This window comes from Algoriphagus resistens, from assembly GCF_001442615.1.
Lineage (GTDB): Bacteria > Bacteroidota > Bacteroidia > Cytophagales > Cyclobacteriaceae > Algoriphagus > Algoriphagus resistens.
In genome coordinates this window covers 106,140-131,080 of record NZ_LMXN01000007.1, presented here as the reverse complement: position 1 = coordinate 131,080, position 24,941 = coordinate 106,140, and the positions used below count along the sequence as shown (strand labels likewise).

Genomic DNA, 24,941 nt, shown 5'->3' with positions numbered 1-24,941 from the left:
CCCTTTAAACTGACCGTTTTATGCAGCCTAAAAAATCTACGGCCTGGAAAAGTATCCGAAATATTTTTGACGAAATACATTTATATGCAGGCTTGATCTCAGGCCTGGTGGTAATTGCGGTTTGCCTTAGTGGGACGATTTATGTGTATAACACAGAGATCCGAGAGTTTATGGATTCGGAACTCTACTTTGTGGAGGAATCAGGGGTTCGTATGTCTGCGGATGAACTGAAAAATTCTTTGGAAGAAAGCACTGAATCCGAAGTGGTCGGTCTGATGTGGAGTGAGGATCCTGATCGTAGTGTTCAGTTCACATTGAAGAAAGAAGGAGAAGAGGGGAGGGGAACCACTTACTATGTAAATCCATATTCTGCGGAGATATTAGGGAATACGGGAGATAAGACGAAGACATCTGAATTTATGGGCTATATGTTCAGCTTGCACAGATGGCTGCTGCTGGATAGGATCGAAGAGCCAATACTTGAAAGTATGGGGAACCGTGATTTGGGCAGATTTATCAATGGAGTCGCTACGCTGTTGTTTCTTTTGGGAGTGATTACAGGTATAGTGATCTGGGTACCGAATAAAGTGAAGAGCTGGAAACAAGGGTTGAAGATCAAATGGTCTGCCAATTGGAAGCGGATAAACCATGATCTCCATAATTCCTTAGCGTTTTATTCTTTGATTTTCCTATTTATCATGGGGGCTACAGGTCCGTTCTGGTCTTATGGTTGGTATAGGGAAGGATGGCAAAAAACGTGGGATACCTATCAAGAGCCTGCTCCAAAAGGAGAAAATGGAGGTGAAAAAGCAAAAAAAGAAGCGAAATCGGTAAGAGGAAATCCTGAAGAAGAAGACAAACTTGCGATGATCTCCCTGGAGGATATTCTTGCAAAAACCAATACAGAGCTTCCATATGCTGGAAACATAAGAGTTTCGATTCCATCCAAAGCTACTGATCCTGTCAGCGTAAGTAAATATAGGGTGGGTTTTTTTGCCAGGGCCGGTGCTGATCAACTGAAGTTGTCATCAGCGGATTTGTCAGTGGTGGAGGCTAGTCTGTTTTCGGATCTACCTTTCCGCCAGCAGATAGGCAGATCGGTGAAATCGCTCCATGTTGGAGATATTTTTGGGAAATTTTCTAAGTTCCTTTGGTTTGTGGCCTGTTTGATTGCTACTTCATTACCCATTACCGGAACATTAATCTGGTGGAATAAGCGAAAGAAAAAACCAAGCAAGAAAAAACCTGTCACTCGTCAAGTGGCAGAAATGGCATAAATCACAGTAGGAGACCTTTTGATTTTGGAAGGTCTTTTTTTTGTTAATTAGTTAACGGTAAAGTTAGCGGAGTTTTTCGCGGTATGCAGTATACAATTTGGTTCTTCAGACTTGGCCAGGTTACCATGGTCAGGCCTTCATTATTCATGGCGACAGTATTTCTTCTGATGTCCTATTTCTTCAGAAGCTGGATTCGGATCCATGTTTTTTTTCTCCACAGACTCTCTTTATCGTGTTCTTTTTGTTTTCTGAAGGCTCGCTCAAGTGATTCCTCCAAAACTCAAGAGAATATTAAGCGCTATAATTATACTGCTTGGATTGAATTGTTAACTTTTGCAAAGTGCAAACAGGAAAGAGAGAGAGGATTTAATGACAATTGTGGGAATCGCATAGTTCTCCTGTAAAGCTACTAACCTAACAGCGACCTTTGTGCTTTGTGTATAAAATGGAAAGAGAATCATGCGGATTTTAGTCGTAGAAGATGAGCCGGGAATTTCCGGATTTTTAAAACAAGGATTGGAAGAGGAATCCTATCTGGTGGATATTGCTGAAAATGGGCAAATAGGTCTTCAAATGGCACTTACAGGGGTGTATGATCTATTACTTCTGGACTGGATGTTGCCTATCAGGAACGGATTGGAAGTCTGTAGGGAATTTAGAAGGCAATTTTCAGATACCCCGGTGATTTTTCTCACTGCAAAAGATACAGTGGATGAAACAATCACAGGATTGCAGTGCGGAGCTAATGATTACATCAAAAAGCCCTTTCATTTTGAAGAATTATTGGAGCGGATCCGTGTGCAGTTACGCACCAGGGGCGGAACGGAAGAGAAATATACGCTTGGTCCCATTGTCCTTTTCACGGGCAGACATATGGTGCTGAAAAATGAAGTAGAGGTTCAGCTGACCCAAAAGGAATTTGCGTTGCTGGAATACCTGATGAAGAATAAAAACAAGGTCTGCCGAAGGACTCAGATTATCGAAGAAGTATGGGATATCCACTTTGACTACAATACAGGTGTGATTGATGTTTTTATGAATTCACTTAGAAAAAAACTACAGTTCAATACAAATGAAGATTATATTCAGACGGTGAGGGGAGTGGGATATATCGCCAAGGATTTATGAATGTTTCTTATAAGGAAAGGATAGCACGCAGACTTACACTGGTCACCGCTTTGATCGTGCTTATCGTGTTTGCGATTATTTATCTGGTAGTGGACTATACAGTGGTTCAGAGCATAGACCGAGAACTAAAATTGGAGACTGAAAAGCACGTAGGTCAGATTTTTTTGGTAAACAGGGAGATAAAATTTGTGCATAAGGACGAGTGGCTGGAGCAGGAGCATAGCCAGATCCAACTCAATCCTATCTTCATAGAAATCGTAGATATGGAGGGTAATTCTATGGATAAATCTCCAAATCTCGGAGAACATCATTTGGGTTTTTACCCCGAAAGGGCAGAAAATAACGAGGCTTGGACATTAAAAACAGGAAGCAGGGAAGTGCGGCAGATGCAGATTCCGCTGAATCATGCAGGAAAACAGGAGGGCTATATGCTGGTGGCGAAGTCCTTTGAAGATGCCAGAGATCTGCTGACTAATCTGAGGAATATCCTGATGATACTTTATCCGGGTATCCTGGTCTCCTTGTTTTTGTCCATGCGTTTTTTGGCGGGGAAAAGTATTCAGCCGATTCAGAAGATCATTCAAAAAACCAATCAGATTTCCCAGACTAACCTCAATGAACGGATTCCAGTCGCCGATCTTAATGATGAAATCGCCCAGCTTACACGGTCAATTAATGAGTTGTTGACCCGGTTAGAACAGGCATTGACACGTGAGAAGCAATTCACTTCTGATGCCTCGCATGAGCTGAGGACTCCTCTGGCTGTTTTAAGGGGTACTCTTGAGGTGCTGGTCCGTAAGCCGAGAACAACAGAAGAATACGTGGGAAAGATCAAAATGGCTTTGGGAAGTATCGACCGCATGTCCGAGATGATAGATCAGTTGCTTTCTCTGGCAAGAGTAGGAAAAGGGAAAATGAGTCGGGAAGAGGTAGAATTGGTTTCGTTTACAAAAGATTTTGCAAAGCAGGTAGGATTGGATGCGGGAAGGGAGATTATAGTGGAGACCAATCTTTCCACGCCCCTTTTTACGATGGTCAATAAAAAATCTCTCCATATGATCCTGACTAATCTTACCCAAAACGCCATCAAATACTCTTCTCCGGCTACTAAGATCCAACTTCAGGTAGGTAGTCACGAAGGATCACCTTTCCTGTCAGTCAGAGATGAGGGAAAAGGGATATCCAGCGAATCATTGGATAAAATTTTTGACCCTTTCTATAGAGGTGCAAATGAAGCGGGAAGCGCTATCCAGGGCACAGGGCTAGGCCTTGCTATTGCGAAAAAACTGGCAATGGAATCCAATATTCAGGTGGAAGTAGAGAGCGAAAAAGGCAAAGGCAGTTTATTTCGATTGATTTTCAGCACTGAGATTTAAGACAATCTTAAGGAAGTTTTTCGGGCGTTGAGAAACCAGTAGGCCATTTTTGTAATTCAATTTCGACCGCTCTCATGCTAGATAGAATTATACATTGGAGTATTGGGCATAAGCTCATCATTTTCATTTTTATAGCCGCCTGGATTGGTTTTGGGGTTTTTGCTTTGAGCAATTTGCCGATAGGCGCAGTTCCTGATATCACGACTAACCAGATTCAGGTCATTACTACTTCCAGAAATCTAGCGACGGAGGATGTGGAGAAATACCTGACTTATCCGGTGGAATTGGAAATGGCAAATCTCCCCGGGGTGATCGAAATCCGCTCTGTCTCTAAATTTGGCCTTTCTGTAGTTACAATAGTTTTCGAAGATAAAATGGGAACTTATCTTCCCCGGCAGCTGATTGCGGAGCGAATCAAAATAGCGGAGGAAAGCATTCCTGAAGGATTTGGCTCTCCGGTGATGGGCCCGATCTCGACAGGGTTAGGGGAGATTTTTCAGTATGTGATTGATGTAGAGCCGGGATATGAAAGTGACTATGACATTACAGAGCTGCGTACCATTCAAGATTGGGTAGTAAGAAGACAGCTTTCGGGAATAGATGGTGTGGTGGAAGTAAATACCTGGGGCGGTTTTCTAAAGCAATATGAGGTAGCCATTAATCCGGAGCGCCTGAAGGGAATGCAGATTGATATTGCAGAGGTTTTTCATGCGATGAAGCAGAATAACTCCATAGCGGGCGGAGGGTACATAGAAAAAACCAACGAAAGCTTTTTTATCCGTGGGGAAGGGCTGGTAGCCAGTCTGGAGGATATCGAGAACATAGTCGTGGAAGTCAGGAACGGGGCTCCTATATATATCCGCGATATCGCAGAAGTAGGTTTTGGTCATGCGAATAGATTCGGGGCAATCACTGCAAATGGAGAAGGCGAAAAGGTTCTGGGGCAGGTGATGATGCTGAAGGGCGCAGATTCCAAAGGGACGATTGACCGGGTAAAGAAGCGATTGGAAGAAATAAAATCCTCCCTTCCTGAAGGAATAATCATCAATGGTTTTCTGGACCGCTCCGAATTGATTGGAAAAACGACCTTCACAATTGCAGAAAATCTGATTTTGGGTTGTTTGATTGTGGTTTTTGTAGTGGTCTTACTGCTGGGGAATTTTCGATCGGGATTGGTGGTGGCCTCGGTGATTCCGCTGAGTCTGCTTTTTGCCTTGTCGATGATGTATATTTTTGGGGTAGATGCCAATTTGATGAGCCTGGGAGCGATTGACTTTGGGATTATCATCGATGGTGCCGTGATTATTGTGGAATTTATTGCTTTCCAGTTTACGAGAGCCGATCATCAGTTGGCGGGATTGTCCAAAGCACAAAGACAAGTGAAGAAAGATGAAATTTCCTTTACAGGAGCCTCCAAAATGATGCATTCTGCGATTTTTGGACAGATCATTATCATCCTTGTATTTATCCCGATTTTATCGCTTACAGGGGTAGAAGGCAAGATGTTTCGTCCAATGGCTGAAGTATTTTCATTTGCCTTGATCGGTGCTATGATCCTTGGGCTGACCTACGTGCCCGTAGTCTCAGCGCTTTTCCTAAAGACAACACCTCCAGGCCCAAAAAATATTTCTACACGGATAATCAATGGGCTGAACAAAATTTACGACCCGGCTATTACCTGGGTTTTGGATCATAGTAAAGCAGTGCTGATCTCAGCTTTTGGATTGTTGGTTGGTACAATTTTTCTTTTCACTTCTATGGGGTCTGAGTTTGTGCCCACGCTGGATGAGGGTGATTTTGTTATCCAACCATTTTTGAAAACCGGTACTACACTTACCAATACTGTGGAAACAATCACTGAGATTGAGAAAATCCTCAAGGAATTTCCTGAAGTGAATCAGGTAGTGACTCGTATCGGAGCTGCCGAGATCCCCACAGATCCTATGTCTATGGAGGAGAGCGATGTGATCGTGACGCTAAAACCCCGTTCGGAATGGACCACGGTAGAGACCAAAGATGAGCTTGCGGAAAAATTCAAAGAAGCACTGGAAGTCATTCCCGGGATGGAGTATGAATTTACTCAGCCAATAGAAATGCGCTTCAATGAACTCATTACCGGTGTACGTGCCGATTTGGCAATTAAGGTGTTCGGTGAGGATTTGGATGTGCTGCTGAAGACGGCTGAGGAAATCCAAGTTGCTATCCAAGGAGTAGAAGGTGCTGCGGATATTATTTTGGAAAAGGTAGATGGTCTTCCACAGATGAAAATTGAATATAACCGGGGGAAAATTGCCAAGTTCGGTTTGAATATTTCTGATCTGAATGAGGTCGTGACCATGGGCTTTGCCGGGATGACCGCCGGAACTGTTTTCGAAGGCGAGAAGCAATTTGACTTAGTCGTGAGATTTGCAGAGCCTTTCCGAAAGGATATCCGACATCTGGAGCAGGCTTCTATCCAGCTTCCAAATGGAGGCTCGGTTCCACTTTCTGAATTGGCTACAATCAGCTACACCAAAGGGCCTGCTAAGATATCCAGGGATAACACCAATCGAAGAGTTGTAATAGGAGTCAATGTGAGAAACCGTGACTTGCAGTCTGTGGTAGATGATATTCAGGGGATTATTTCCAGCCAGATTGATCTTCCTGAGGGCTATAGAGTGGATTATGGAGGGCAGTTTGAAAATCTCCAAAAGGCCAGAAGCAGGCTGATGATAGCAGTTCCAATAGCTTTATTTTTGATTTTCGTGCTCCTTTATTTCGCATTTTCCTCATCCAAAGACGCATTGATGATCTATTCGGCAATCCCGCTTTCGGCCATAGGAGGAATAGTCTTGCTATGGATCAGGGGTATGCCATTCAGTATTTCTGCCGGCGTGGGATTCATCGCACTTTTTGGCATAGCCGTGCTGAATGGGATTGTATTAATAGAACATTTCAAATCCATGGAATCGCATTATATCAATATCAAAGACTTGGTAATAAAAGGCGCAAAGGAACGCCTGAGGCCGGTATTGCTTACTGCATCCGCTGCTGCTCTGGGTTTTTTGCCAATGGCAATATCCAATTCCGCAGGGGCTGAAGTGCAGCGGCCACTTGCCACTGTGGTGGTAGGAGGGTTGATTTCCGCGACATTTCTGACATTGATTGTTCTTCCTGTGCTCTACGTTCTGTTTAAAACCAAATCAGGACCGTCTTCATCTCCCAAAAAAGTGCTGGCTTCCCTGGCGTTGATTGCGATGGTTTCTTTTACTGCGAAAGCTCAGGAGACTCCTTTTACCTTAGAGCAAGCCGTAGAGAGAGGCTTGGAGAAAAATCTCGGTATTCAGGCAGCAGACAAGTCCCTGGAGATGGCAAAGGCCAAAATCGGACTGGGTTGGAACCTGGATAAAACAACTGTCTACTATGCCGAGGACAAAAATGACATCGCCGAAAACGGGATCTATAATAGAAAGTGGGGATTGAGTCAAAATTTTGCTTTTCCTACACTTTATGGAGCGCAGAAAAATGCATTGGAATCTGGAGCAGAAATGCAACTCAAGCAATTTGAACTAAAAAAGAGAGAGCTTAAAGGACAGATCAGCAAAAGCTTTATTACGGTAAAATATTGGCAAGAATTGATAGAAAACTATGAATATCTTGATTCGCTTTATACTGAATTCACCCGTGCAGCTACCCGAAAGTTTGAAACGGGTGAAAGCAATTACCTGGAAAAACTCACTGCCGAAGGCAAGCGGCAGGAAATCAACCTTAAGCGTAGTGAGGCCAATGAAAATTACCTGATGGCTTTGGATCAGTTGAAATTATTGCTGAACTGGGAAGGGGAGCTGGTACTGGCGAAAGAAGATGTTTTATTGGACTCTTCTCTATCCGAAGACTGGTCAGTACATCCCGGAGTGGAATATTATCAAAGTGCTGTCAGTCAGTCAGCATATCAGATTCAGGCCGAAAGGCGGAAGTTACTTCCTGATATCAACGTAGAAGTGTTCCGGGGGACAAACCCGGGTGCAAATTCCAAAGTTTACCCGGGATTTCAGGCGGGGATTGCTGTTCCTCTTTTTTTCGGAGCGCAAAAATCCCAAGTCAAAACCAGTGAGTACCAGCAGCAAAAAATCCAGCTTGAAGCGGAGCAGTATAGAAATCAACTGGAAAGTAGGGCACAGCAGTTACACCGGCAGTTGGATCAGAATATGCGTGTCATAAACTACTATGAAACCGAAGGCAAAACGCTTTCAGTTCAAATCCTGGAACATGCCCAACGCTCCTACCAGGAAGGAGAAATTGATTTTCTCCAGTACGTGCAGCTGATGGAGAATTCCCGAATGATTACGCTTCAATACCTGCAAAGCAAATTTGCCTATCAACAAACTATTTTGGACATCAACTACCTTCTGAACTGATGAAGAATATTCCTATAAAATCAATCCTAAACGTCTCTCTTTTAGCAGGTAGCCTCTTGTTTTTTCAATGCAGCGGTTCAGAGACCTCCGAAACTGAAGGCGTAGAAGTGGAGACAGGTACATCGTCGGGACCTTTTATTAGGGTTTCTCAGGAGCAATTTGAGACGATGAAGATGAAATGGGGAAGTCCAAAACTGGAGGATTTCTCTGAAGGATTGTCAGTGCAGGGGATGGTGAAAGTTCCTGTGGAAGGAATCCAAGAGATTTCAGCTTTTTTTGGAGGATATGTCAGTGGGTTAAATAAACTGGAGGGAGAGCCTGTTCGGAAAGGGGAGGTGCTTTTCTATCTGGAAAACCCCGATTTCATCCAGTTGCAGCAGGATTTTTTGGAGACGAATAGTCAATTGGGTTATTTGGAAGCAGAATATGAGCGACAGAAAACACTATTTGGCGAGAAGATTGCCTCGCAGAAAAATTACTTAAAGGCGGAAGCTGATTATCAGGGTGCAAAAGCCAGAACTGAAAGTTTGAAGCGTCAGTTGGCACTGATCAATATCAACGCAGATGAGCTGAGGCCGGAGAATATCCGTTCCAAAGTCCCGGTACTGTCACCCATTGCGGGTTTTGTAGATGGGATTCATCTGGTACAGGGTTCGTTTCTGTCAGTTGGTGGGAAGGCAATGACTATTATTAGTAAAGAGCATTTGCATATAGAGTTGGTGATTTTCGAGAAAGATGCTGCCAATATCCATAAGGGACAAAGAGTGCAGGTTTCCATTCCTGATCTGCCTGGACGAACTTTCGAGGCCGAAGTGTTTGTAGTAGGTCAGTCGATTAATGCTGAGCGACAGATCAACATACACGCGCATCTCCCAGATGAAAAAGAGGGGGAAATGCTTGTTCCGGGAATGTTTTTGGAAGCAAAAATTGTCCAAGACCCAAAAGAAACATGGGTTGTTCCAGTGACTTCAGTGATTGTGTCTGAAGGGGAAAGCTATGTGCTGGTACAGCGTGAAAAGTCAGATTCCGGATATAAGCTGGAGAAGGTGGCAGTGAATACAGGCCTGGAAAGTGATGGGATGATAGAACTTTTGCCAAATGAAGCCTTGGATGAAACTACGGTGATTTTAACCCAGGGAGGCTTTAATCTGCTGCCTTAGAGGTATTAACCGCAAAGAGCCGTTCGTGGAGCACGAACGATGGCCGTGGCGGCATGAGAAACGGAGTGGCAGCAGGGTGTCAATCTGTGAGTCTGGCATTAATGATAGATATTCCTGGGTAACTAATTCCAATGGCCAGGCAAGCGCGTAAATCTTCTTCCATAACTTGGGTGAATTCAACGATTAATGTATTCCCAACAGCATTCAAGGAGTTGTCGAGGTGGTATGCATTATAGGTTAATGTCTTTAAGTCCGTAAGCGCTTTTACTTCGGCTTCTTTATTAAGAAACCTGATTACAGGAAGCCCGCAGGAAATATCAGAATTGTTTTCCACCACAATTTTAAATCCCTTGTCAATCATATCCTCTTTTTCGCACGAGACAGCCCAGAAAAGTAAAAGCAAAAGAGTGATTCTTGTTTTCATCCTTTATGATTTAATCTTTAATGGTCATAACGTGTCCTGAATCTCGAATGCTACAAATCATTCACTGGATGACTATTGAATAATACCTGTCTGGCCTTAGTCAGGGTCGAATTCATATGTTTTTAATATTTCTGGCAATTTCCTCCCCTATGGCTAACAAAGCAGCACTTTCTGCCTGGGTGAAATCATAAGGTTCAGACTTTGCGATGCCCAAGGTTCCGTACAATTCCCCTTCCAGCATCATCGGAACAGCTATGGATCCTTCCACTTTGGTTTCTTTTGCTGCTGGACGTGCTACCCCGGAATCATCGGTCTGCAAATTGCACATTTCCACAGGAGCCTTCCGTTCGGCGGCGATTCCTGCCATTCCCTTACCGATAGGAATGGAGGACATTTTTGGCAATAGGAAGTCGGGGATTCCTTTTTGGGATTTGAGTACTAATAGATTGGTGGTACGGTCTAGTGTGTGGATCGTTCCTGTAGTGCAATCAAAGGATGAAATAATAGTTTCCAGCAATTCTTGCCAATTGGGCTCTCCTGATGTTTTTCTGATGGAAGTGATGATGGAGTCTGTATTGTTCATGGATATTGGCTAGTTAAAATGTATTTATCGATCAGGTTTCGATTTCCAAAGATAGTTTTTTGTGCTTCTTGGGTTTACCTTGAACGTAATAAACCCAACCCAAATGAAGAAATCGATTTCATTCATCCTGCTTTTATTTTCTTTTACGTCTCTGCAAGCCCAGGAAAAACCCTGGATGCTGGGGCCTTTTCATAGATCTGAAGGAGCCATGCCTATTATATCTCCGCAGTCTAAGACCAGTTTTGTAGATCCAATGACTGGTAAAAGGGTAGCTTGGGAATCTATGGCTACCTTTAATCCTGCTGCTATCGTCCGGGACGGAATCGTATTTATACTCTACCGGGCGGAAGAAAAACTGGGGGAAAAAGAAATCGGTGGGCATACCCAAGAATAGGTTTGGCCACATCATCAGACGGCTTTGCTTTTGAGAGGGAGCATGAGCCGATATTTTATCCGAAAGAGGACAATCAAAAGAAATTTGAATGGACAGGTGGGACTGAAGATCCCCGGATAATCGAGACCACCGAGGGGCTGTATGTCTTGACCTACACGCAGTGGAACCGGGATGTGCCAAGACTGGCTGTGGCCACTTCTACAGATCTTCGAAACTGGGAAAAACATGGGCCGATTTTCAAAGATTGGAAGGATGGGAAATACCACAATTCGGAATCCAAATCCGGTGCAATCGTCACTGAACTGAAAGACGGAAAGCTTACAGCCACTAAAATAGATGGAAAATATTGGATGTATTATGGGGTTCCACATATTTGGTTGGCTACTTCGGAGGATTTGATCCATTGGCAGCCGGTAGAAAACCATGAAGGAAACCGGGTTCCCGTGCTTAGTCCACGTCCAGGATATTTTGATTCTTGGCTGGTGGAGGCAGGCCCTCCTCCCGTACTGACCAAAGATGGAATTGTAGTGCTCTACAATGCAGGCAACTCTCAACAGGTAGGGGTGAAAAACCTGGGGAACCGGGTTTATACAGGCGGACAGGCTCTCTTTTCTGCTACGGAGCCCTGGAAGTTGATTGATAGGACAGAAACACCCTTTATCCAACCTACCTTGCCGTTCGAAAAATCAGGACAATACCCTGAGGGAACCACCTTTCTGGAAGGCTTGGTGTACTTCCAAGGCAACTGGCTACTTTATTATGGAACAGCGGATAGTATGGTGGGAGTAGTATCTACCGATGCTAAGTAGTTGTGATCCGAGGCTATCTGGTTATGCTGTAAGGGGCGTTGAATTGCACTGCTGGAAAATAAAATGGGGTGGCTAAAAACCCAACTAGTTCAATGTATAATCTACACCAAGTGGGAGGTTTCGCTCGTTTTTTGAACTGTCCAAACAAAATTCTATCAAAGTGTTACAATCCCGATCATAGGGTTCAATTCCTCTTCTGAAGCATCAGTGAAATTATAGGTCTTTACAAAGTAGAATTGATCGCTTGATAGATCAAATGGTCTTAACATCACACTTTCCTCATCTTCAATTAATAATCCTTCTTTCAGATTAATCGAGAAATCAGTGTTTCTGGCTCCTATGTAAAGAGCGCTGCTTCCTTCTCTGTTGTATTCGCAGATGAGAAAGTTTTTGGATAAGATCACATTCTTGATGAGAATCAATTTATTGCCATCTTCATTGAATAATGGTGGAGCGAAATCAAGCTTTATTGATGGTTTTAGTGCTAGGTCATCAATCTTAAATAAGGTGTCTCTAATAATACTTTCATCAGTTAAAACCGGAGTATATATAAAGTTTTCATCCTCAATAGTTGAAATAAAATTCTTATAGGGATAGTTCGCTCCAGTTTGTTCATCCATTTCCCTATAAATAAGGGGGATTGAATCTACTATATCCAATCCGGAATCGACTTTAAACAATGAACGAAGGTTTACGAATTTGTTTCCGGATTTTACACCGTCTTCCCCTGCTACAAGATTTAGTTTTTTGTCAATGATTTCTATGTAATCAATGATAAAAGGAAATTTTTTTTCAGCTAAATATTCATTATTTAGGGTGTAGGATATCAATCTTCTGCCTGTAGCCACATACAGTATTTCTGAATCTTCATCTATGGTAAATGAAGAGAGGTTGTAGAATTCCCCCGGTCCTTCCCCTTCTGTTCCTATTTGTTGGATAAATTTCCCGGCTTTATCAAAAACAAGAATACGTCCGGGAAAATCTACCACATAGATTCTATCCTTAAAGGACTTAACATCTTGGATTAAACTTAAATAAGAAGCCTCACTCGTTTCTAGAGAAAGGTATTCAACTGACTTTGCAATTTCAGAAAGCTGGAATTCAGCATTAACTTCCTTGGGAACGACAAAAGAAGTAATGCCCTTATCATTTGATGAAGAGCATCCTGCAAGGAATAGAAGCAAGAATTTAAGACTTGATATTAAATAAAATGACTTTGATCTTTTGGTCATTTGAACTGAATCTTTTGTAGGAAAACATGTATTCATTTGAGTTGGTAAGAAAAGGTGTGTAATAGCCAGAATCAGTTACATCATCATAAACACCAGAGCTTTCCCCGGTCTTACTGAGGTATTGTTTATTGGTTTTTTGATCATAAAAATACACATAATGGTTATTTCTGTATCTGAAACCTGTGGTGGTAAATTTCCCGACCACTCCCTGTCTTAAAGAAAAAATAATGTCACCATCAGCAGGTCTGTTTTTGTAGATGTTTTTGAAGCTTATAACCGGATCAATAAAACCATCATGCGAAGAGTAGATCTCATTGACCTCCCCCATGGATAACAACAGGTTATTGTCGCTTGTTGATAAAGTAGGGAATCTTGAAAAAGCGAAAGATTTATTGTTTTCGGCCTTGTATTTCATTTCTTTTTCAAGCTTTATAAGCTTTAAACCTGAGGGATCATAAGATTCTAGAAAGTAGCTTTTTGATTTCTCTGAGGTTACTAAACTTGCAATGTAAAGTTTGTTGTTAAATAGTTTTGCGCCGTGAATACTCTTATCAAATTTGACCTCATGGATTATGGAGTTATTGGTAAGGTTAATGCATACGATCCTATTGTTATGCGCTACAAACACTATGTTTTTTGAAGGATCATAGGCTATATCCCGAATTGTATGTCCTTCTTTGGATCTATAAATCTCATGTAGGTAGTTGCCTGATTTATCCAATTTAGCAATTGAAGTCGCAAATCCTTTTGACTTCTCTTCACCTGGGGAGATTAAGTAAAAATCCTTGCTGATCACCATATGCCTAATGTTGATATAATCCTGTTTCAGATCAAAGGTTTGGACTTGGTCAGCTATTGCGGTAGCATTGATGCGATCAAGATAGACGTGCTCAACGACAATGTCTTTAGGGTTGGAAAAATTTAGAAGGGCAATTAGATATGGAAGAATTAGGGATGTCATAATTTTTATTCTAAAAAAGGAGGAATGATGACTCCAATGATTGGGAGAAATAATACTTCAAAATAAGTCACTGTTCTGTTGTATCCCCGTCAAGAAGCAGCGATTAAACTATCACAGTTCCCTTAAGAAGGGTAGCTTTTGCCAGTAAATTCTGCAAAATCACAAAAACAAGTATGAGGACCATGGAATCCGTACTTCTTTAAACAGTAGCCAACGGACCTCTGCATGTATAATTCAAGTTACCTATAATTGTCTTAGATGCAATTTTTTTTAATCACACTTTTTCGATCTTTCGGCATGCGGTCAAGAAAAGTTGAGACTTTGTCCTTCCACTAAGTAATTTTCTACTCAAGTTTCTCGGTTAAAAAGAGGTAGTGCACAGGAAGATGGTGTTGCCATATATTTTTATTGTCTGCTTTGTTGCTGTATAAGTTGAAATACGCTTCGTCGGGACTTAACACAAGGGTGTTTCCTGTTCTGACATAGTAATTTGATTGGACGTAGGCAGGAGGAGTAAAGTCGGGAAGCTGTCTGGTTACCCCTTTGGAGATCATTTTACCCAGATATTTTTCGTACTGTTTTTGTGCTTTCAGCCCGGGTTTGCTGAGTTGATTGTACGCATGGTTTAAGGCGATATTCTTGGGGAATTTCTGCTTTTTGATCAGTGACTTTGCATTTCTAAATGGATTAACCGCTGTGAAATCATTCACTGTCTGTATAGAAAAAGGGACATCAGGCACCCAGTCCACGGTGTTCACCACATTATACCCCCAACCACCTTCAGTCATTTTCTCATAGTCATAGGCAAAAAACAAATTGCCCGGCTTAGGTCCTGCACTGCAATAGGTTTTGAATTGGATGTCTTGCGGAAGTTTACCGTCTGATTGCAACTGGTGCAGGTAAGCTGTGAGCATATAGGTGATTCCACCACCCTGACTATGTCCGGTCAGGATAAAATCTTTAATTCCTGCAGTGTACAGCGAATCGATCTTGGACTCCACTGTTTCGGATAAGAAAGCCATTGCCACCAGCCAGCCTACGTGCACGGCTGCATTGGGATGATCAGCTAATTTGTACTGGAACCTGAAGTTCTTAGTAAGTTGTAGTTCACCTTTGGCTGGTACCATGGCAGCATAGAGGTTTGCCAAGAAACTGGCATCTGTAGGAATACTACCTTGCACAGCAATCAAGGCAAGAGGCTTTTGGTTATGTATCCACAGATCCCAAATATTATCAAAAGCAACTACAGGAGATCTATAGGTAAAAGTAAATTCCTGCGGGTCAGGAACAGTTTTGTTCTCCTTCCACTTGTCTAGCGGGATGTGGACTTTGTGGTTGATTTTTAATGTTTCTATATACTCTGCCTTATCAAATCCAGGTTTCAGTTCCTGAGCGAATACTGCAGTGGAAAAGAGGACATATATTGTTATAATCAGGAGTTTGATAGAGGTCAATTTACAATTGTTTTATAAGTTGATTGAATTTGTATGCTAGCTTGTCCAATGCTCTTATATAAGCTTCTGAAAATACCTATCCTTTGGTTCAGATCCAAGGCTTAGTTTCCTAATGTGCAAGCGAATTGAAGCTTCTATTCGCGGTGGTCTGTGCTCCGCAGACCACTAACTGATAAAATGTCTGGTTCAAAGGATTTTAGGAATCCGGTGAAGTAGTTTTTTTACCGGTTTTTTGAAATAAGTCTCTGGTAAGCAATAGCATCAGCAGCAGAAATATTCCCAAAAATAAAACTAATGAAGAGTAACCAGCCCATTTGCTGATTTTTCCAAAAAGAAAAGGCATCACCGTAATTCCTACATAGGCACTGGCCATTTGCATTCCCATAATTTTTTGAGCGTACTTTTCTCCAAAATTCACCGGAGTTTCATGTAAAAGACTTGGGAATATCGGCGCACACCCTAATCCGACTAAAATAAATCCCGGTAAAAGCATAGCCTTAAATGGCATGAACAATAAAATCAAGCCAATTGCAATAAGACCTTGCCCCAGATAAACCAACTGGCGGTTGGTGAAGTAATTAGTCAATAAACCGGAAAGCAATCTGCCGGCTGTAATACCGACATAATAAAGGGATACCAGTCTTGCTGCAAGATCTGCAGCGAAGCCTTTCACGAAAACTAAGAAACTTGCTCCCCATAATCCGAAAGTGGCCTCAATACTGCAGTAACAAAAGAATATGAAAAGAGCTTGTTTTAGCCCGGGCATTGTTTTTAATAGGATGAAGGGGTTTTTAGTCTTTCTTTCCTGTTCTGATCCATCCGCTACCTGCTTGGTAGTCCAAATGGGAAGCGACATGATCAAGATAACAACTAGTGTAATTTGGATCCAGGCCACCGTACGATAGCCTTGGGACCAAGACTCCCCTTTGGCTAAATAGCCGGCCATAATCATTGGCCCAAGTGCCGCTCCAACCCCCCAAAAGCTGTGAAGCCAATTCATATGCCTAGCCTGGTAATGGAGCGCCACATAGTTATTGAGTGCGGCATCCACACTGCCCGCTCCCAAGCCAAGAGGGATGGCCAGTATGCAGAGGAAAAGGAAGTGATGGGAATAGGAAAATCCCATGAGCGCAATTGCAGTCAGGAATACACTGACAGTAGTCACCTTTGCGGCCCCAAACTTCTGGATAAGATTACCACTGAATAGGCTTGAAATAACGGTTCCTGCCGCTACAATCATCGCAATAATCCCTGCATAATCCACAGGAACACTCAAATATTCGAACATGGCTGGCCATGCAGAGCCAAGTAATGCATCCGGGAGTCCTAGGCTGATAAATGCCAAATAGATAATGAGAAGAAGTAGCAGCTTATTCAAGGACAGAAATAAAGGTAGTTTAAGTGAAGAAAATCAATAACAGGGAGTAATCCTATGAGCTATGATATTTACGTTTCTGTATCACACCGATGACTTTCTGATAATTTCCAAGCTGTGAAGCTGCAGACTTGGGCGATTTCTTCAAAACTTGTTAGTTTTAGGCTGTTACCTAGCAATCAGAAGTTTATGGAAAGAGCAAAAATCATAGATTATTATCTCCAGAAAATCAACGATAAAGATTTTGACTTATATAATGTCAGGAAGGAGTTGGAAAAGAATAATATTGGGGATGATGAGATTAGAATTATTGTAAGGTTACTGGATAATGAGATTCAAAGACGACTTCTGCAAGGATCTCATCGGGATAGATCAAAAGAAATGATTGGAATAGGGGCTGTTTTGACGCTTTGCGGTTTAGCTATAACTATCGGTACTTTTACAGGGATTTTGAATACTGGTGACTCTATTTTAATTGCATATGGACCAGTGGTAGCAGGAATTTCAATCTTGGTTGGAGGCTTGTCGCTGAGAAAGAAATTGGGATGAAATGGGGCTGCTTAGGTTTATAGGGGACTATACAAACATACTTTTTTCATTCTGTGTGTTTTTGAGGATAGTATTGAATTATTCGTACGCCTCATTTTTGGCTACATCATCCGTAGATTTGGCTAAGCCTGATTTTGTATTTTGGGGGAGCTTTGTGAAAACAAAATTTCAAAAAAATGACAGACAGTAAAATTGCATTGGTCACTGGTGGAAGCCGTGGTTTGGGTAGGGATATGGCGATCAATCTCGCCCAAAAAGGCATAGATGTGGTGATCACTTACCACACGAACAAATCCGCAGCGGAAGCAGTAGTGACTGAAATTGAGAAACTCGGCAGATCAGGGAAGGCCTTTCAGTTGGATTCCAGTGATGTGAAGACTTTTGATGGGTTCTTTGCCCAGCTATCCACTTATTTGAAAGAAGAGAAAGGAGCTGAAACCTTCGATTTCCTGATCAACAATGCAGGAACGGGGATTTACACGCCTTTCCTAGAGACTTCGGAGGAGCAGTTTGATGAAATGGCAAATATTCACTTGAAGGGTGTTTATTTCCTTTCCCAGAAAGCAGTACCTCTTCTAAGCGATGGTGGCAGAATTATCAATATCTCTTCAGGTTTGGCGAGATTCAGTTTCCCTAATTCATCTGCATACGCAGCCATGAAAGGTGGAGTGGAAGTGTTTACACGCTACTTGGCCAAAGAACTTGGACCTCGGCAAATTACCGCAAATGTAGTGGCTCCAGGAGCGATTGCTACTGATTTTGGTGGAGGTCAAACCCGGGATAATGAACAGAGGCGGAATCTGATATCCAGTGTAACTGCTTTGGGGCGAGTGGGCGAAGCGGAAGATATTGGGGGCGTAGTTGCCTTTCTATGTACAGAAGATTCCCGATGGATCAATGGTCAGCGTATAGAGGTTTCAGGTGGGATATTCTTGTAGGAGTCGTGATTTATTTTCGACCTGGGCTTTGCTCCTCCCTGCGACACAGACAGGGGCGAAGGATCAGGGTGTGAGGTGAAAATCTTTCTTAAATCAATTTTGGGTTATGAAGAGCAATAAAATCTATAAAGTCGATTCTATATCGGAGTTTCATAAGGTGAGAGGCTTACGTCCGCCGCTGCATCCTTTGATCAGTTTGGTGGATTATAGCACCATGGTGCATCTACCTGAGCATGATAAAGTGAGCTGGCTACAGTCCTATTATTCTATTTCGCTCAAAAAGGGTGTTCCGGGAAAGTATCGGTATGGGCAGTCTGAATATGATTTTGATGAGGGATTAATGTCTTTCTTTGCTCCGAATCAGCTATTGAATATTGAGTATGTGGAGAGCCATCCACAACTAAAACAATCAGGATGGATCTTGCTGATTCATCCTGATTTTCTGTGGGGTTCTACTCTCGCAAAGAAAATAAAGCAGTACGGCTTTTTTGATTATTCCCTTACGGAAGCACTTTTTCTATCCGAAAGGGAGGAGCATACAATTGCCAGTCTATTGGAGACTATCCAGCAGGAATATCAGGCTAACATTGACAAGTTCAGTCAAAATATCATTATCTCCCAAATCGAACTGTTGCTCAATTATGCCGAACGCTTCTACGAGCGGCAGTTTATCACACGGAAAATAGAAAATCATGCCTTACTGGTCCGGCTGGAAGAAGTACTGGAGAATTTCTTCAGCAGTGAAAATGAAGGATTGCCCTCTGTGCAGTTTGTAGCGGATTCACTAAATGTCTCTCCCAATTACCTGAGTAATTCCCTGAAGTCTTTCACTGGACAAAGCACCCAAAACCATATCCATGAAAAGCTGATCGAGAAAGCAAAAGAGCGACTTTCCACCACTGAGTTGTCAGTTAGTGAGATTGCTTATGAGCTCGGTTTCGAACATCCCCAGTCGTTTAGCAAGTTATTTAAAAGTAAAACCAGTCTTTCCCCGCTAGCTTTTCGGCAATTGTTTAATTAGGCAGTTTGCAACGTTTTCTTTTTCAAGCATTATTTGAGGTTTATCATTGAGGAAGAAATTGAAATAGGTTGAATTCAGCGCAAAGATTAAAATATTCAACTAATCTTTGTGATGTTCTATCTTCGTATAGTAACTTGAAGTACCATTAACTTTCTCCCATTTTTCTAATGAGCAGTACCAACAATCATATTAATTACATAGAGTTTAAAGCGAAGGATCTTGTTGAAATCAAGAAATTCTATTCGAAGGTTTTTGGCTGGGCTTTTACAGATTATGGCCCCAATTACACTGCTTTTTCTGAAAGTGGAGTGGAGGGTGGCTTTGAGAAAATAAATGGTGAGATCGTAAATGGGGCATTGATTGTATTGTATCACCGTGACTTGGACCATGTGAAAAGTGAGATAGTCAAGGCAAACGGAAAGATTTCAACCGATATTTTTTCTTTCCCAGGTGGACGCAGGTTCCATTTTCTTGATCCTTCCGGAAATGAGCTTGCAGTTTGGTCAGAGGTTTAATAGGTGGACTGGAGTAAACTTTTTCAGTATTTCCCCGGTTTTGCAACGGAAAGTAGGATTGGTTTACATGGTTTTGTTTTTATTGAGTTTTACAAGCTATTATCATTCGCTTCAACATTGAATTTTGCTCTTGGATTGCATTGGGGAGATCCCGGCAAAGAAGAACTGGTTTAGGCTGTTTAGAATATTACGCAAATGGAATTACGAAAGAATGACTTTCTGATCTCGACGGATAAGGAGAAATTGGACAGAACACTTATCCACCGCTTTTTAAGTAGGGAATCGGGATGGGCAAATGGAATCAAGTTCGAGACGGTGAATAAAGCTATAGAGAACTGCCTGAACTTTGGTGTCTATCATAAGAATGAACAAGTTGGCTATGCCAAGATAATTTCTGATTTTTCTACCATAGCCTATTTAGGAGATGTTTTTATCCTCAAGAAGTTCCGCGGTCTTGGTCTGAGCAAATGGCTGATGGAGAGCATCACTTCACATGAAGAGCTGCAAAATCTGAGACGCTGGATATTGTTGACTGATACGGCACCTTGGCTCTATGAAAAGTATGGTTTCGCCCCGCTTGCCAACCCTGACTTTTATATGGAACGGCACAACCCAAGAGTTTATGAAATATAAAATCACCGAAATTCACCCATCCGAATATTCTGAAGTTTTAGAATTGTGGGAGGTCTCCGTACGGGCGACACACGATTTTCTACAGGAAGAAGATATCTTGTTTTTCAAGCCATTGATTTTAAATGAGTATTTAAAAGCAGTGGAGTTGAATTGTGTGCGGGCGGACTCGAGGGAGATTCTTGGCTTTTCCGGAGTAGCAGAAAGGAATCTGGAAATGCTCTTTGTTTATCCAGATTACGCTGGAAAGGGAATAGGAAAATCCTTATTGGATCATGCGATTAAAAATCTGCAGGTCGCCAAAGTGGATGTGAACGAGCAAAATCTAAAAGCGCTGGAGTTCTATCTTAGAAATGGATTTGAAATAATTGGTAGATCCGAAGTTGACAGTACGGGAAAACCCTATCCGATTTTACATATGGAATTAGTGAAGAAGTAATCCCTCACTTTTTCTGCCTGAGTATTTTTGGTTTAATCCAATTTATAGTAATCCGACTTTTAACCATTCTATGAGACGAATAAAAGCAGTAATTTTTGATCTGGATGGTACAATTGCCAACACATTGCCTCTTTGTATTTCCGCATTTCGCCAAGCTATAGAGCCATTGATAAAACGTCCAGTTTCGGATGGGGAAATTATCGCAACATTTGGACCGTCTGAAGAAGGGACGATCAAAGCTTTGGCCCCGGCGCACTATGATAAAGGTGTAGCCGATTATCTCCGATATTATGAATCCTCTCATCACATGTGTTCTACACCCTTTGAGAGGATTTCTTCACTTTTGGGATTTTTGAAAGAAAAAGGAGTTCATCTGTCACTGGTGACAGGCAAAGGAAGATATAGTACGGGAATTTCATTGAAGCAGTTCCAGCTTGAGGAGATGTTTGAATTTATTGAAACAGGATCCCCGCTTGGACCCCGAAAGCCGGAAGCAATTCAGTTGATCTTGGAAAAACTCGAAAATGTGTCCAAGGATGAGGTAATCTATGTCGGTGATGCACCGAGCGATATTTTGTCCAGTCGAGAGGCCGGAGTAGCATCAGTTGCCGCTGCTTGGGCGGAAACTTCCGAGCCTGCAAAACTGCTGGCGTTACAGCCTGATGAACTATTCTACTCCATTGAAGAATTCTTTAATTGGTTAAAGGTGAAAATATAGCGATTTTAAGCTGTTATCGTGTGGGTTTTTACGCACTTAAAGAATTACTTATGCAAAAGAAATCAGTAAAACTGTTTTTAAGATTGGCGATTTCGCTGTCGTTTCTGTCGGCTGTTGCAGACCGTTTTGGAATGTGGGAAGAAGAAGTTTCTGTTTGGGGCAATTGGCAAAGTTTCGTCGATTACACCGCCGTAATCAATCCTTGGATGCCGACATCCGTTATTCCAACACTTGCAGCAATTGCTACAGTGGCAGAAATTGTGTTTGGTGTTTTCCTGTTGATTGGGTATAAAACTGAGCTTTTCGCAAAGCTTAGCGGAATACTATTGCTTATTTTTGCTTTATGCATGACCTTTTCCATCGGCATCAAAAGCGGATTTGATTATTCTGTATTCACGGCTTCAGCAGCAGCTTTTGGATTGGGCTTGATCAAAGAGAAATACCTGGAAGTAGATAGTTTGCGGCCAAGGAAAAGACTATTGGAGTAAAGAGAGTTTAGTGTTAAATTATTGGAAATAAATAGTTCAACTCCATTTTCATGAAAATATTCTTAGCAGGTATATGCTCGGTTTTACTGCTCATTTCAGATACTGGAAGCAAGCAATATACAGGCGAAATTTTTGATGTACACTTGCATTTCTCCGGTGATGTAGAAACTCAGATAGCAAACTTGCAAAAGCATAATGTAAAGCATGTCGCCCTCAGCAGCGCTTGGGATGATCAAGAGAAATATAGAGCGCTATCTGCCCCAGAGTTTTTGATTGGATTAATGTTTCCATGTCCCGGGGGAATTGTGCCGTACAGCGGACAAAGATGCTTCTCTGATGGCGAGAGTTATCCTGATCTTAAATGGGTGAGGGAACAGATTATTAATAAGAAAATTGATTTTTTAGGGGAAGTGTTGTCAGAGTATTATGGTATTTCCTTATCTGATTCTAGCCTGTTTCCTTACTATGCCTTAGCTGCAGAGTTCAATTTGCCGGTTGGGATTCATACGGGGTTGGCCGGGCCAAATCACCTCAGCCCTAACTTTGATCCGGCAATGGGTGATCCTATTTTGTTAAAAGAAATGTTGGATAGTTTTCCGAGCCTAAAAGTATGGCTTATGCATGCTGGAGGGCCATATTTGGAAAGCACTATGACCATTTTGAAAGAATATCCTAACGTTTACATTGATATCTCTGTGCTGTCTGATCCTGAAATTATTGATGCACTGGATTTTGAAGTAGCTATGAAAGCTTTTATTGAGGCGGGATTTGAAGATAGGATCATGTTTGGTTCAGATAATGGAGACTTGACAAAAATGATCAATGCGGTAAATAAATTGGATTTTTTGTCTCAGACACAAAGAGAAAAAATATTCTTGACAAATGCGGCTAGATTTTTTTCATTAAGTATAAATACCAATGGTAAAATGCAGTAAAATGAAATTGATAACAAGTCCTGAAGTGCCATCTGTTTTTTCAAAATACCCTGACCTTATAAAGGTTAAGATGGTGAATCTACGTAGGCTGATTTTGGAGACGGCTGAGGAGATAGGTCTTCCGGATTTGGAAGAAACACTTAAATGGGGAGAACCGAGCTACCTAGCCAAAAAAGGAAGTACTATAAGAATGGATTGGAAAGCAAAAAGCCCGGATCAATATGCGATGTATTTCAAATGCACCAGCAAATTGGTTCCCAGTTTCCGGATGGCTTACGATGGTTTTTTCAAGTTTGAGGGAAACCGGGCTATTGTTTTTGAGCTGGATGAAGAAATTCCTGAAGTCGAATTGAAAAATTGCATCAAGGCCGCACTGACTTATCATAAAGTTAAACATTTGCTGATGCTGGGCTTGTAGAGGTGAAAATCACAACTAATTCGGTCTTACTTTTGAAGTAAAATGAAGTTCTATATCCCGCTTTTTCTCCTGCTGTTTTCAAATTCTTTCCTTTCAAAAGGACAGGGTGAAAATCAGAGCTATTCCGCATTAATTGCAAGAATTGAAACTATTATCGATGACAGTGATTTTAATGGAGTGGTGCTATTAACTGAGGGAACTTCAACTGTTTTTTATGAAGCGAAAGGCTATTCCAATTTTGAAGATAGCATAGTCATGGAAAAAGGCGACCAATTCGTCATCGGCTCAATAAGTAAACAAATAACCGCAGTGTTGGTACTTCGGGAATATGAGAAAGGAAATCTTAGCCTGAATGATGAAATTGGGAAATACCTTCCTTTGCTTGATCAAAATTGGTCTAAAAGTGTGACGGTTCATCACCTGCTGTCCCATACTCACGGGATAGTAGATGTAACCACGCCGCTGGAATTTGACCCAGGTTCCCAATTTCAATATTCCCAGCTGGGCTATGAATTGTTGGCTAGAATTCTCGAAAACATAACCGGAAATTCATTCGAAGAATTATCAACTCAACTTTTTGCAGAAAATGGTTTATTTAATACGTTTCATCCTGACAATATGGGATACAAGTTCCTTGTGAAAGGATATGAAGAATCGGGAAATGCGGCATTGGAATATGTGACAAACAGTTTAGGAAATCATGTGGCAGCCGGTGCATTTATAGCAAATGCGGAAGACTTGAGTAAATGGAATCATCTGCTTTATTCGGGCGGACTGGTGGGAAATGAAACCTTGGAATTGATGAAAACGCGGTATGCCACAAGAATCCATCCTATTTTTGGTCAAATAGAATATGGGTACGGGTTACTTTTCCATATGGGGGAGGAGAATGTTCAAATTGGAGCATTGGGATATGCCCCCGGTTTCGCTTCAGCTTGTTATTATTATCCTCAGGCTGATTTGAGTTTAGTAGTATTGGAAAACACGGCAAGAGACTTGGATGATATCAAAAAGACATTTATAATACATACCCAATTAATGGAAGCGGCAAAGAGCGAAACCTTAACCATTCAAAATTCTGATCTATAAAATGAACACTAAAGTTGATTTCTTTTTCGATAAACCCACCCAATGGCAGAAAGAATATAGACAATTGAGAGCCTTGGTTTTAGACTGTGGACTGACTGAAGAACTGAAGTGGGGAGTTCCATGCTATACCTTTCAGGGCAGCAACATAGTACTGATACATGGCTTTAAGGAATACTGTGCGCTTTTGTTCCATAAGGGGGCTCTTCTTCAGGATGCCGAGCATATTTTGATCCAGCAGACCGAGAATGTGCAGTCTGCAAGACAGATCAGGTTTACCGATGTGAAGGAAATTATAGATATAAAGTCTCTGTTGAAAAGCTATATATTCGAGGCGATTGAAGTGGAGAAAGCCGGGCTGAAAGTAGAATTAAAAAAGACAAAGGAATATCCTGTTCCTGAAGAATTTCAGGTAAAACTGGATGAAAACCCTGAGTTGAAAGCTGCATTTGAAGCACTGACCCCAGGCCGACAGCGAGGATACCTGTTGCATTTTGGCTCAGCTAAGCAGGCTAAAACCCGAGAGGAAAGAATAGAGAAGCTGATTCCCCAAATTCTCAACGGAAAAGGACTTAATGATTAATTTGTTTACCAAAACGATACCTCAAGGATCTGCGAAAACATGTGTCCAGAA

The 24,941-nt window shown here is 41.8% G+C and carries 25 protein-coding genes; 19 read left to right on the top strand and 6 right to left on the bottom strand.

Translation table 11 applies throughout. The features are described 5' to 3' along the window. Positions 1 to 20 precede the first annotated feature (20 nt). The 5 genes from AS141_RS14120 to AS141_RS14100 all read left to right on the top strand — a co-directional run bounded on the left by AS141_RS14120 (position 21) and on the right by AS141_RS14100 (position 9,338). The gene (locus tag AS141_RS14120) at positions 21 to 1,277 is read left to right on the top strand and encodes a PepSY-associated TM helix domain-containing protein (protein ID WP_057938315.1); all 1,257 of its coding nucleotides are present in this window, start codon (positions 21 to 23) and stop codon (positions 1,275 to 1,277) included. A 459-nt stretch (positions 1,278 to 1,736) separates the two neighbouring features. Next, entirely contained in the window at positions 1,737 to 2,405 is a 669-nt protein-coding gene (locus AS141_RS14115; protein ID WP_057938314.1) for a response regulator transcription factor, read from the top strand. Next, positions 2,402 to 3,781, top strand: coding sequence for a sensor histidine kinase (locus tag AS141_RS14110; RefSeq protein WP_057938313.1), 1,380 nt, complete (start codon positions 2,402 to 2,404; stop codon positions 3,779 to 3,781). Before AS141_RS14115 ends, AS141_RS14110 begins: the two co-directional genes overlap by 4 nt. A 74-nt stretch (positions 3,782 to 3,855) precedes the next feature. Beyond that, entirely contained in the window at positions 3,856 to 8,178 is a 4,323-nt protein-coding gene (locus AS141_RS14105; protein ID WP_057938312.1) for a CusA/CzcA family heavy metal efflux RND transporter, read from the top strand. After that, the gene (locus AS141_RS14100) at positions 8,178 to 9,338 is read left to right on the top strand and encodes an efflux RND transporter periplasmic adaptor subunit (protein WP_057938311.1); all 1,161 of its coding nucleotides are present in this window, start codon (positions 8,178 to 8,180) and stop codon (positions 9,336 to 9,338) included. Before AS141_RS14105 ends, AS141_RS14100 begins: the two co-directional genes overlap by 1 nt. 79 nt (positions 9,339 to 9,417) lie before the next feature. Here the strand turns inward: AS141_RS14100 and AS141_RS14095 are convergent, their stop codons facing one another. After that, positions 9,418 to 9,762, bottom strand: a complete 345-nt coding sequence (locus AS141_RS14095; RefSeq protein ID WP_057938310.1) for a hypothetical protein — start codon at positions 9,760 to 9,762, stop codon at positions 9,418 to 9,420. Between the two features lie 112 nt (positions 9,763 to 9,874). After that, positions 9,875 to 10,345: a GAF domain-containing protein gene (locus AS141_RS14090; RefSeq protein ID WP_057938309.1), complete on the bottom strand. Its 471-nt coding sequence runs from the start codon at positions 10,343 to 10,345 to the stop codon at positions 9,875 to 9,877. Between the two features lie 103 nt (positions 10,346 to 10,448). On the opposite strand from AS141_RS14090, the gene AS141_RS27100 reads away from it, so the two are divergent. Beyond that, entirely contained in the window at positions 10,449 to 10,739 is a 291-nt protein-coding gene (locus AS141_RS27100; protein WP_232424923.1) for a hypothetical protein, read from the top strand. 2 nt (positions 10,740 to 10,741) lie between these two features. Beyond that, positions 10,742 to 11,548: a glycoside hydrolase family 130 protein gene (locus tag AS141_RS14085; RefSeq protein ID WP_232424922.1), complete on the top strand. Its 807-nt coding sequence runs from the start codon at positions 10,742 to 10,744 to the stop codon at positions 11,546 to 11,548. 155 nt (positions 11,549 to 11,703) lie between these two features. Here the strand turns inward: AS141_RS14085 and AS141_RS14080 are convergent, their stop codons facing one another. The 4 genes from AS141_RS14080 to AS141_RS14065 form a co-directional block, all read right to left on the bottom strand. After that, the gene (locus AS141_RS14080) at positions 11,704 to 12,732 is read right to left on the bottom strand and encodes a 6-bladed beta-propeller (RefSeq protein WP_157243480.1); all 1,029 of its coding nucleotides are present in this window, start codon (positions 12,730 to 12,732) and stop codon (positions 11,704 to 11,706) included. Positions 12,733 to 12,736: 4 nt separating this feature from the next. Further along, positions 12,737 to 13,741 (bottom strand): YncE family protein, encoded by a 1,005-nt coding sequence (locus AS141_RS14075; RefSeq protein ID WP_057938307.1) that lies wholly within the window; start codon positions 13,739 to 13,741, stop codon positions 12,737 to 12,739. A 344-nt stretch (positions 13,742 to 14,085) separates the two neighbouring features. Then, on the bottom strand, positions 14,086 to 15,195 hold the full coding sequence (locus AS141_RS14070; RefSeq protein ID WP_057938306.1) for a lipase family protein: 1,110 nt from the start codon (positions 15,193 to 15,195) through the stop codon (positions 14,086 to 14,088). 196 nt (positions 15,196 to 15,391) lie between these two features. After that, positions 15,392 to 16,573, bottom strand: coding sequence for an MFS transporter (locus tag AS141_RS14065; protein WP_057938305.1), 1,182 nt, complete (start codon positions 16,571 to 16,573; stop codon positions 15,392 to 15,394). 186 nt (positions 16,574 to 16,759) lie between these two features. Here AS141_RS14065 and AS141_RS14060 point away from each other — a divergent pair, with 186 nt between their 5' ends. From AS141_RS14060 to AS141_RS14000, 12 genes are all read left to right on the top strand, one after another. Next, positions 16,760 to 17,119: a hypothetical protein gene (locus tag AS141_RS14060; protein WP_057938304.1), complete on the top strand. Its 360-nt coding sequence runs from the start codon at positions 16,760 to 16,762 to the stop codon at positions 17,117 to 17,119. Between the two features lie 176 nt (positions 17,120 to 17,295). Continuing rightward, positions 17,296 to 18,057 (top strand): SDR family NAD(P)-dependent oxidoreductase, encoded by a 762-nt coding sequence (locus AS141_RS14050; RefSeq protein WP_057938302.1) that lies wholly within the window; start codon positions 17,296 to 17,298, stop codon positions 18,055 to 18,057. 106 nt (positions 18,058 to 18,163) lie between these two features. Beyond that, positions 18,164 to 19,078 (top strand): helix-turn-helix domain-containing protein, encoded by a 915-nt coding sequence (locus AS141_RS14045; RefSeq protein ID WP_057938301.1) that lies wholly within the window; start codon positions 18,164 to 18,166, stop codon positions 19,076 to 19,078. A 167-nt stretch (positions 19,079 to 19,245) separates the two neighbouring features. Continuing rightward, positions 19,246 to 19,593 carry a VOC family protein gene (locus AS141_RS14040; protein ID WP_057938300.1) on the top strand — a complete coding sequence of 116 codons (348 nt, stop codon included), beginning with the start codon at positions 19,246 to 19,248 and terminating at the stop codon, positions 19,591 to 19,593. A gap of 195 nt (positions 19,594 to 19,788) precedes the next feature. Continuing rightward, positions 19,789 to 20,226, top strand: coding sequence for a GNAT family N-acetyltransferase (locus AS141_RS14035; RefSeq protein ID WP_057938299.1), 438 nt, complete (start codon positions 19,789 to 19,791; stop codon positions 20,224 to 20,226). Further along, complete coding sequence (locus tag AS141_RS14030) at positions 20,216 to 20,662, top strand: GNAT family N-acetyltransferase (protein WP_057938298.1); 447 nt, start codon at positions 20,216 to 20,218, stop codon at positions 20,660 to 20,662. Before AS141_RS14035 ends, AS141_RS14030 begins: the two co-directional genes overlap by 11 nt. A gap of 70 nt (positions 20,663 to 20,732) precedes the next feature. Continuing rightward, complete coding sequence (locus AS141_RS14025) at positions 20,733 to 21,380, top strand: HAD family hydrolase (RefSeq protein WP_057938297.1); 648 nt, start codon at positions 20,733 to 20,735, stop codon at positions 21,378 to 21,380. 50 nt (positions 21,381 to 21,430) lie between these two features. Next, positions 21,431 to 21,868, top strand: coding sequence for a DoxX family membrane protein (locus AS141_RS14020; protein ID WP_057938296.1), 438 nt, complete (start codon positions 21,431 to 21,433; stop codon positions 21,866 to 21,868). 50 nt (positions 21,869 to 21,918) lie between these two features. Then, a complete protein-coding gene (locus AS141_RS14015; protein ID WP_057938295.1) occupies positions 21,919 to 22,803 on the top strand; it encodes an amidohydrolase family protein in 885 nt (294 codons plus the stop codon). Position 22,804: 1 nt separating this feature from the next. Continuing rightward, positions 22,805 to 23,221 carry a DUF1801 domain-containing protein gene (locus tag AS141_RS14010; protein ID WP_057938432.1) on the top strand — a complete coding sequence of 139 codons (417 nt, stop codon included), beginning with the start codon at positions 22,805 to 22,807 and terminating at the stop codon, positions 23,219 to 23,221. A 42-nt stretch (positions 23,222 to 23,263) separates the two neighbouring features. Next, complete coding sequence (locus AS141_RS14005; RefSeq protein WP_057938294.1) at positions 23,264 to 24,310, top strand: serine hydrolase domain-containing protein; 1,047 nt, start codon at positions 23,264 to 23,266, stop codon at positions 24,308 to 24,310. A 1-nt stretch (position 24,311) separates the two neighbouring features. Continuing rightward, the gene (locus AS141_RS14000) at positions 24,312 to 24,890 is read left to right on the top strand and encodes a YdeI/OmpD-associated family protein (RefSeq protein ID WP_057938293.1); all 579 of its coding nucleotides are present in this window, start codon (positions 24,312 to 24,314) and stop codon (positions 24,888 to 24,890) included. The last annotated feature ends 51 nt before the right edge of the window (positions 24,891 to 24,941 follow it).